At 50.4% G+C, this 9,136-nt stretch carries 8 protein-coding genes; 3 read left to right on the top strand and 5 right to left on the bottom strand.

Translation table 11 applies throughout. From position 1 onward, the window contains the following. The first annotated feature begins 105 nt into the window (after positions 1-105). A complete protein-coding gene (locus OB13_RS01950; protein WP_461488459.1) occupies positions 106-291 on the top strand; it encodes a hypothetical protein in 186 nt (61 codons plus the stop codon). A gap of 126 nt (positions 292-417) precedes the next feature. Here OB13_RS01950 and cysQ read toward each other — a convergent pair whose 3' ends face one another. After that, the gene (cysQ, locus tag OB13_RS01955; protein WP_461488460.1) at positions 418-1,200 is read right to left on the bottom strand and encodes a 3'(2'),5'-bisphosphate nucleotidase CysQ; all 783 of its coding nucleotides are present in this window, start codon (positions 1,198-1,200) and stop codon (positions 418-420) included. Positions 1,201-1,695: 495 nt separating this feature from the next. On the opposite strand from cysQ, the gene OB13_RS01960 reads away from it, so the two are divergent. Beyond that, positions 1,696-3,624 (top strand): PAS domain-containing sensor histidine kinase, encoded by a 1,929-nt coding sequence (locus OB13_RS01960; protein WP_461488461.1) that lies wholly within the window; start codon positions 1,696-1,698, stop codon positions 3,622-3,624. Positions 3,625-3,638: 14 nt separating this feature from the next. Here OB13_RS01960 and OB13_RS01965 read toward each other — a convergent pair whose 3' ends face one another. Continuing rightward, positions 3,639-4,205, bottom strand: a complete 567-nt coding sequence (locus OB13_RS01965) for a TetR/AcrR family transcriptional regulator (protein ID WP_461488462.1) — start codon at positions 4,203-4,205, stop codon at positions 3,639-3,641. 10 nt (positions 4,206-4,215) lie between these two features. Beyond that, positions 4,216-5,298 (bottom strand): MBL fold metallo-hydrolase, encoded by a 1,083-nt coding sequence (locus tag OB13_RS01970; protein WP_461488463.1) that lies wholly within the window; start codon positions 5,296-5,298, stop codon positions 4,216-4,218. Positions 5,299-5,677: 379 nt separating this feature from the next. Between OB13_RS01970 and OB13_RS01975 the strand changes: the two genes are divergently transcribed. After that, a complete protein-coding gene (locus tag OB13_RS01975; RefSeq protein WP_461488464.1) occupies positions 5,678-6,424 on the top strand; it encodes a DUF72 domain-containing protein in 747 nt (248 codons plus the stop codon). Positions 6,425-6,461: 37 nt separating this feature from the next. On the opposite strand, the gene OB13_RS01980 is transcribed toward OB13_RS01975, so the two are convergent. Both OB13_RS01980 and OB13_RS01985 read right to left on the bottom strand, forming a co-directional pair. Further along, positions 6,462-7,472, bottom strand: coding sequence for an MsnO8 family LLM class oxidoreductase (locus tag OB13_RS01980; protein ID WP_461488465.1), 1,011 nt, complete (start codon positions 7,470-7,472; stop codon positions 6,462-6,464). 327 nt (positions 7,473-7,799) lie between these two features. Further along, positions 7,800-8,717, bottom strand: coding sequence for an NmrA family NAD(P)-binding protein (locus OB13_RS01985; protein ID WP_461488466.1), 918 nt, complete (start codon positions 8,715-8,717; stop codon positions 7,800-7,802). Between the last annotated feature and the right edge of the window lie 419 nt (positions 8,718-9,136).

Here is a 9,136-nt window from a genome sequence, read left to right on the forward strand (position 1 = left end):
GACGGAGCAGTTAACAGACAGACACATTTGCCTTCCGCGACGATACGTGGTTGTGTTTTTGAAATTATATTCCGATCCTGAAGGTTACTTGTTTACTTTACACCCATGAAAATGACAGAAGAAGAGTTTAACGCTACCTATGCCGGCGCCCTGGATGCCCTATTGGAAGTCATGGCCGAGAACGCTGAGATAGACCCGGAAAAATTTTATAGCATGGCCTGTATCCTGGAGAACCTGCGGTTTTTCAGCCCGGTGTTGTATGGCGCCATCCGGAAGCCGGATACAGAATAGCCAGCGGAGAATGCCGGTAGGTATAGGTATAGGTATAGGTATAGGTATGCCGCCTGTGCAACAAAATAGATGACCTGCATTCAATAGGTATACCTATAGCTGACTTAGCCCAGGGAGCCTGCCGTTTCAAATAGCGACGAAGGAAGGATTGAGTAGATCTGCTTTGTTATACACCAGTTCCGATTCCAGGTCCGCCTGAAAAACACCCTTCCCAAGTGCCCGCAGAATAGCATGAGCCGCAGCGGTATCCCATTCGGCCGTAGGAGCAAAGCGGGGGTATACGTCTGCTTTGTTTTCGGCCAGCAGCATGAACTTAAGCGAGCTGCCCATAGAGGTGAGCTGCACCTGTCGGAACTGCCGGATGAATGCTTCCGTCTCAGGCGACATATGCGTCCGGGAAGCGATCACAACCACTTCCGGCTTTTGCAAAAGCGAAGCCAAGCTCACTTTATGCCCCAGAGGCTGTAGCCTCGTTTGTATACCCTGGGCTTCTTTGTACACACCGGTTTGCTGAGATCCGTAGTACAAAACATCCGGAACAGGGGCATAGACGACTCCTCCTACAGGTATAGCCTGGTGCATCAGGGCGATGTTCACAGTGAATTCTCCGTTGCGCTTCAGAAACTCCTTTGTGCCGTCCAGCGGGTCGATCAGCCAGTACCAGTCCCAGTCTTTTCTTTTTTCATAGGATTCGTGTATACCTTCCTCGGAGAGAACAGGCAGGCTTGTACCCGCCAGATGCTGCAAAATGACCCGGTGTGCCGCCTGATCGGCCCGGGTAAGGGGAGAGGCGTCTGTTTTCACAGTTTCGCCGAAGTCGCCGGTGGTATATACCTGCAGGATAGCAGCCCCTGCTTCCAGGGCAGCTGTCCGGGCGGTTTGCAAAAGTTCCTGTATGGGTATAGTCATCACACGTAGTTTGGTTTGACTTAAATTAGGCGTTATATCTTCCCGGCTCAAACGACAGTTTCAGAGTAAAAGCATACTTTGGTTGCAGGAGCAGTACGGGGCTGGCCCTGGCTTCTTTGTACCCCTAAAGCCGGCTTCAGGTTCTGCTGGTTTCCACTTCTACCAAGCACTTCCTGCTTCAGCTACACCTTCCTTTCAGGGGGTTGATCCGAGGAGGTTGCTATACCTGTTCCGGCGTAGTCAGGATCAGGTAAATACCCCCGGATTCCGACACGATATCCGAAAGCTTTGGCTGATTAAAGTGCAATTTTTAAAAATTTACAGGTTTTATTCAGAGTTGTACCATTTATTACTTAAAATTGAAATTCAATACAGAGAAGTTATCATTGAATTGCTGGATTAATGTAACCTGTAAAGCTGTATTTCTTACCCGTTAAGATAGGTGACTTTGCGAACAGAATGTACAAGTTTTGTTGTATGTCTTTAGAAACTACTATGAATTCAGAATCCGATATCACGCCAACCTATCGTTCTAAAACAAACGAAGATCATTACCAGCTAATGATCGAAAGTATAACCGATTATGCACTTTTCCTCATCGACCCGGATGGTTACATCCTTACCTGGAATACGGGTGCCAGGCAAATAAAAGGCTATGAAGCGGAAGAGATCATCGGGAAACATTTCTCTACTTTCTATACGCCCGAAGACATTGCCAGGGATTATCCGGCTACGGAGCTGACCGAGGCGAAGGCAAAAGGGAAATACGAAGACGAAGGTTGGCGCGTGCGGAAAGACGGTACTGTTTTTTTTGCCAACGTGATCATCATGCCGGTCTACAATGAGGCGAAAGAACACATCGGTTTCTCCAAGATCACGCGGGACCTGTCGGAAAAGAAGAAAGCGGAAGATGATCTGTACAAAGCGTTTGAAGAACTCAAGGAAAGCGAAGAACGGTTCCGCTACCTGATCGAGGGCGTAACCGATTATGCCATCTTTATGCTGGACCCTGCCGGCAACGTGGCCACCTGGAATGAAGGGGCCAAACGCATGAAAGGGTATGAAAGCCATGAGATCATCGGCAAGTACTTCGCTAAATTCTATAACAAAGAATCCATTCGAAGCGGCTTTCCGGAGTACGAGCTGCAAAAAGCCAAAACGGATGGCCGCTTTGAAGATGAGGGCTGGCGGTACCGCAAAGACGGGTCTGCTTTCTGGGCAAATACCGTCCTGACGGCTATTTACAATCACAACAAGCACCTCATCGGCTATTCCAAAATCACCCGCGACCTGACCGAGAAGAAAAAGCTGGAACAGCAGTTATTCCAGATCAACGAGGAGCTCCGGGAAAGCGAAGAAAGAAGCCGTTTGCTGATTGACAGCGTGAAGGATTATGCCATTCTGATGCTCAACACAGAAGGCATTATCATGAGCTGGAACGTCGGGGCCGAGCGTATAAAAGGCTACAAAGCAAGTGAGATCATCGGCCGCCACTTTTCCACTTTTTACGGGCGCGAAGCTATTCAGAGCGGGTTTCCGCAGTACGAACTGAAAAAAGCCCGGGAAGACGGGCACTTCGAAGATGAAGGCTGGCGCCTGCGCAAAGACGGCACCGCTTTTTGGGCGAATGTGGTCATTACGCCTATCTTCAATGCAGAAAACCGGTTGCTAGGTTTTGCCAAAGTGACCCGGGACCTGACGGAACGGCGCCGCAACGAGGAACTGATGCTCAAGAACAGCGAACTGCTCAAACTCAACAATGAGCTCGATAATTTTGTCTATTCCGCTTCGCATGATCTCAAGTCACCTATCATCAACCTGGAAGGCTTGCTGTCTGCACTGGAAGAAGACATGGGGACAACGGAGAGCGAAAAACATCAGCAGCTGCTGACCATGATGCGGGGCTCCATTGTTACGCTCAAGCACGTGATTGCCGACCTGGCCGATATTGTCAAGCTGAAGCATGTGAAAGAGAAGCCTGAAAAGGTTAAACTGCTTGATCTGCTGGAAGATGTAAAAGAAGGCCTGCGGGAAAAGATTACTTCCAGCCAAGCTGAAATCCTAGTAGATCGGCTGGAATTTGAGAGCCTGGAGTATACCCGGACCAATTTGCGGAGCATCCTGTACAACCTGGTCTCAAACGCCATCAAGTATGCCCACCCGCAGCGGAAGCCGGTAGTGATTCTAACAACCTCCTTAACCCCGAAAGGGGAGCGCGTCTTGTCAGTAGCCGACAACGGATTAGGTATAGCACCGGAACAGAAGGGCAAGATTTTCTCGATGTTCAAGCGGGCGCATGACCACGTAGAGGGTTCGGGCATCGGGCTATACCTGGTACAAAAGATACTCAACAACTCAGGCGACCGGATAACGGTTGAAAGTGAGGAAGGAAAAGGGTCCGTATTCCGTGTTTACTTTAAATAAAAAGCGCGACTGCCTCAGTCAGGCGTAACTCCTTTCAATAATACCTGGAATGCCTGCTCGATGAGGGCAGGCTTTTTCTTTGACCCTGCGTTTTGGGTCAGGTGCTGCAAAGTCGCATGCAACTGGCCGCTAAACAAAGCGATGAAAAGGTCACTGTCCAGGGCACGAAGGCTGCCCGCCCGGATGGCCTCTTCTACCAGATTCTGCATGAACTGAAAAGAGGAAGCGGCTTCCTCTTTTGTCAGGTTGGTGATAAAAGGGGAGTGGCTGAACATGGAAAGAAACCGGAAGTGGTACGGATGCTCCAAAGCCCAATGGATCGCATGCTGCCAGAAGTGGCGCAATTGTACTTCGATCGGCGCGCCTTCGGGAAAATCTTGCCTGAAATAAACCGCCAGCGCCTGCTTGGCTTCTCGGTACAGGGCGTTGATCAGCTCATCCTTGCTTTTAAAGTAGAGGAACAAGGTGCCGGTTGCCACATTTGCTTCCTTCGAAATAGCCGCCGTGGAAGTTTGCTGGAAGCCTTTCGTAGTGAATAATTCCAGGGCAGCCGCTACGATCCGTTCTCTTTTGTCCGCCATAACTGCCGGGTTAAAGTGCCCACCAGGTACTGGCCGGGTAGTGCTTGTCCAGGACAATGGGTTCGCCGATCATCGGTGTGGTGATGTTCACCTGCTTTTCTTCGGCACTTTTTACTACGCGTCGCAAAGGTTCGTCCCAGTCATGCAAGGCCAGCGCGAACTTGCCCAGGTGGACCGGCAGCAGGACCTTGGCTTGCAGGTCCAAGGCGGCCTGCACGGTTTGTTCGGGCATCATATGGATATAAGGCCAGTTCTTGTTGTACTGCCCGGTTTCGAGGATAGCGATATCAACCGGGCCAAACTTATCCCCGATGGTTTTGAAATGGGTATCATACCCCGAATCGCCGCCGATGTAGATCGTATGATCCGGCGTTTCCAGTACGTAAGATGCCCAAAGCGATTTTCCGCGTGACAGGCCGCGGCCCGAAAAATGGCGCGCCGGCGTGGCGGTCAGCTTCAGTTCCTTGAATTTTGCCGTTTCCCACCAGTCCAGTTCCGTCATGTTGCTTTCGGCTATACCCCAGTTTTCCAGGTGCGCCCCGACGCCAAGCGGAACAAAGAAATGCTTCACTTTTCCCTTCAGGGCCGTGATCGTTCCATGATCCAGGTGATCGTAATGGTCGTGTGAAAGGATGAGTACATCAATCTCCGGCAGGTCCGAAACCGCAAACTGGTTGGCGCCCTCAAAAGACTTGACTAGAAAGGAAACCGGCGAAGCATAGCCGCTGAAAACCGGATCGACCAGGATCGTATACCCCTTGCTTTTGATCAGGTAGGAAGAATGGCCAAACCAGACAATAGCTGTCTCTTCCGACGAGAGCGATTTAAGGTCCGTTTTAACAAAGGGCAGGGCCTGAGGAGGCGTGGTGTTTTTGGATTTGTTGAAAAAGTCGTAGAGCATATCCAGCATGGAGGCATTCTCCGCCTGCACAGGCGTTTCAGATAGGTTCTGGAAAGCACCGTTCCGATAATTGGGTGATTTCTGAATGCGTTCCAGGCGTTTGCCATTTGGTGTTTTACCGAAAGTGCCCTGCTGCAAGAACAGGAACCCTACTAAGGTTAAAACACTGGTGATGATAAGGGTTGTTAACATAATTTTCTTCAGAACCTGCATATATTGTTTGTCGACACGGCGACCGAAATGACTAATCAGTCATAAAGGTATAAACCAGCAAGTTTAGCAACAAGTTCATGAGCTAAAGATGTAATAAGGGAAGCAGTATACAGGTCAGGGTAAGGTTAAAATCAAGCCCATTTTAAGAATCGGCTATACCTTGGTTTGCGTAGCTTCCATTCTGGATTGCAGCACTTTTCTTCAGTCCTACGGGAGCAGGTGAGTTTAACAGATACAGGGGAGTGAATGTTCTTTGGAATGGTTTCAGCGTTTCGTTGTGTTTGTTTGGCAGACCGGTTGGGCTTGCATGTAACCAGCGCCAAAAAGTCAAGTATACGGTTGTTATTATACCTCTACTATGACAGACATCCCTAATTTGCACATAGGCACCTCCGGCTGGAGTTACCGCTGGCAGGAAGTGCTATACCCGCCTGAACTAAAATCAGCCGATTTCCTGAAGCACTACGCGACCCATTTCAATGCGACGGAGATCAACAGCAGTTTCTACCACTTCACGATGGCCAAAACGATTGAGAAGTGGCTGTCCCAGACGCCTCCCCATTTCAGATTTGCCCCGAAACTCAACCAGGAAATCACCCATAAAAGGAAATTTGTGGACATCGAGGAGCCTCTGCAGAAATTCATGTCCCGGTACCTGCTCATGGGGGACCGGCTGGGACCAGTGCTAGTACAGATTGCGGGAAGTTTCCGCTACGACCGCCTGGTGGCTGAAAACTTCTACCGCACCTTACGGGAGCTATACCCGGCCCAGATCTTTGCCCTCGAAGCCCGCCACATTTCCTGGTTTACCGAGGAATCGCTGGATCTGCTCCGGGAATACGACATTACTACTGTGATCGCCAGCGCCGGCAAGCGCTTTCCGGGAACTGAGGCCACGACCACCAACACGGCCTACCTGCGCCTGCATGGCGATGAGAAACTGTATGCGTCTGCTTATCCGGATGAAAAACTGGAACGCTACGCCTACATGGTAAAAGACTGGCTGGAGGACGAAAAAGAGGTATGGGTATTCTTCAACAATACCATCTTAGGAAATGCAGTGCTAGACGCAGACAAACTCTACGGTATGATCCGGAACCTGTAGGTATATTCCGGGCTCTGGTATGGTTACAAAGGCAAGGTTATTTTAAGGTCTGAGCGAGTAATTCCAGCGACTTTAACCGGCCCACATGATTGGCCGAGATGAGTTGCACCATGAGCTCTTTGAAACCAAACACGGCTTGTATTTCTTCTAATTCTCTTTTTATGGTAGCGGCTGCCCCCACCATGTTTCGGGGTGGTTGTTTGGGGTTTGTGAGTCGTTGCACCAACGAGTTGTTTTGCAGGATACGCACTGCTGCCTTTTCAGACAGGAGGGGAGAGCGCAGATCACCCTGCAACAGCCGCTGCATGAATAACTGCGACGGAGCTGAAAGTTCAATGGCTGTTTCTTCCGTTTCCGCTGCATATACACTCAGGGAAAGGATCAACTCTGGTTCTTTTACGCCGGTCGGGTCGCCAGAGGGCACAAAGTTCTGTTGATACGTTTGCATGATATCGTACGCCTTCATCGGATTGATAAAGCCCGCAAAAACATACTTCAGGCCCAGTTTGGCAGCTGCCTGGGCGCTCCAGCGGCTGGAGCCCAATAAGTAGACGTTGGGCAAAAGACCATCGTTGTACACTTTTACCTGGCTGAAAGGATGCTCGCTTTCAAAATCATCGTGTAGCCAGGACAGCAGTTCGGCTAACTGGTCAAAGGAATCATCGGATGTCTGCTGGTAGGTGCGGTTGCGTTGCAGGGCAAAATCTGAGATTGGTCCTGTGGTGGCTCTGCCTACCCCGAGGTCGATCCGGTTTGGGTACAAATCCTGCAGGGTGCCAAATACTTCGGCTACTTTAAACGGGCTATAATGATTCAGCAACACAGACCCAGACCCGACGCGGATGGTGGAAGTTTTGGCTGCCACGGCAGCGATCATCACTTCTGGCGATCGTCCTGCAAAATGTTGGGTGTTGTGGTGCTCCGCAAACCAGATACGCTGATACCCCCATTCCTCCACCTTCTGAGCGGTTTCAATGGTGTTCCGGAATGCTTGTGTGCGTGTTCCATGGTAGGGGATAGTAGACAGATCGATCAGGGATAAATTCATTGCCGGTATGCTGGTATACTCAAATTTACTTCAACTTCACTTTCCAAACAACTGCAGTTACCGAAAGGAAGGTATAGGTATACCCGGTCCATAGCGATACATACCGGCAAGGGAATTAAATAAAAGAACCGGAAATACATCAGCGCATCAAAAGAGAAGTGAGCTCACAGCTGGTGTCGGTTCTGTATACCTGGAGGAAAGCCTTATACCTGATACACCAAACGAACTGGCATTTGTTCCTGTGCAGGAGATCAGCCACAGGTATACGCACGCGAAGCATCCTGCCTATACCTGTGCTTCAGTGTTATCATACGGAGACAGCTCAGCTTAACGTGCCGCCAGCACTTCCCGTACGCTTGTCCAGTGCATACCGGGATAACGGTCATTGTCGAGTGGCTCCAGCTTCGGGAGGCCGCTGAACATGTTGCGCAGGTACTGCATGCCCTGCCAGGGCGGAAATACTTCCTCGCTCTCCGGGAGGAGCTTTCGTGTGATTTTGATCAGGGTATCCAATGTGCCCAAGCCACCGACCCGGAGCAGTTTAAAGTCTTTGCCGGTAACCTCGCTTGCTGCTGCTCTTAACCCACTGGCACTCAGTACATCGCCGGCAATGCGCAGGTATCGTGGCGTGGTAGGGTCGAGTGCAGCTGCTGCTGTGAATGTTGCAGTATCCGCAATCGTTGTGAAGTCCAGCAGCTGATCCGCGTCGCCCCAATAAACAACCCGTTTGAGTGGAAAAAGGATAACAGGAGCCTGCCCTGTCAGCAAGTCTGTGAACATGCCGTTGAGGATGGATGTTGCCGCAATCGGTGCCTCATGGAGGCGGTCATGAAATTCCTGGCGCAGGTCGAGATTCCGGTTGGTGCCGGGCGGGAGCTTCGTAAAATCAATTGCATAGTCCGAGGGTATAAAGCGGGAAACTCCGGCCCCGACTGCTGCCTGGAGCAGCAAGGTTTGCGCATCTACTATCACCTCCCGGAGCCCTGACAAGGCCGATACGACGCAGGCGCCGCCTGAGCACGCTTCAGTCAGCTCCGAAAGGCTTTTATAATCAACTTCTACGATCGAAACGTCTTGGTGCTGCAGTGCTGCAATTTTGTTTTTGTCGCTTCCCCTACGTACGATCGCCCGCACGCGGGCGCCCCGCTCCAGCAGGGACCGCGCGATGCGTCCGCCCAGATTCCCGGTAGCCCCGGCCAGAATGATCGTCGTATTATCCGGGTAATCACGTATGTTGGTTGTCATCTGCTGAGCCTTATTGATTTCTGAGCTATAACTGTATCCTGTCCGTTATGTTTTCAGAACAATCTGGAGCTCCAATCCGGCTTTAGCAGTGTCTTGCAAAGGGTGAACCTTAAAGACCTCACTTCAAATACAGTTGTGTTGGTTAGCAGATCAGACTTGGGCTGATATTTAGAGTTCTTATGCAGCGGGAAGTGTTTACTCTAAAATCAGGAAGGGCTAAAACTGTTGTTTTAGCCCTTCCTGATTTTAGAGCACGTCTCCTGTAAATCACATGTTGAGTCAGCTATTTCAGCCGTCAGTGCACATTCAAAATATTCTAACTCCTGGAGTGAAGATTCTAAATTACCTTGTGTTAATTATCGTCTGCTTTTTCAGCTGCCCGGCTTGCTTTTTTAGCTTGTTTATCGGCATCTTCACGG

It is taken from the genome of Pontibacter sp. HJ8 (assembly GCF_054824225.1).

Coding starts and splice junctions, on each gene's coding strand:
- OB13_RS01950 (WP_461488459.1), top strand. CDS start 106: ATGAAAATGACAGAAGAAGAGTTTAACGCTACCTATGCCGGCGCCCTG.
- cysQ (WP_461488460.1), bottom strand. CDS start 1,200: ATGACTATACCCATACAGGAACTTTTGCAAACCGCCCGGACAGCTGCC.
- OB13_RS01960 (WP_461488461.1), top strand. CDS start 1,696: ATGAATTCAGAATCCGATATCACGCCAACCTATCGTTCTAAAACAAAC.
- OB13_RS01965 (WP_461488462.1), bottom strand. CDS start 4,205: ATGGCGGACAAAAGAGAACGGATCGTAGCGGCTGCCCTGGAATTATTC.
- OB13_RS01970 (WP_461488463.1), bottom strand. CDS start 5,298: ATGTTAACAACCCTTATCATCACCAGTGTTTTAACCTTAGTAGGGTTC.
- OB13_RS01975 (WP_461488464.1), top strand. CDS start 5,678: ATGACAGACATCCCTAATTTGCACATAGGCACCTCCGGCTGGAGTTAC.
- OB13_RS01980 (WP_461488465.1), bottom strand. CDS start 7,472: ATGAATTTATCCCTGATCGATCTGTCTACTATCCCCTACCATGGAACA.
- OB13_RS01985 (WP_461488466.1), bottom strand. CDS start 8,717: ATGACAACCAACATACGTGATTACCCGGATAATACGACGATCATTCTG.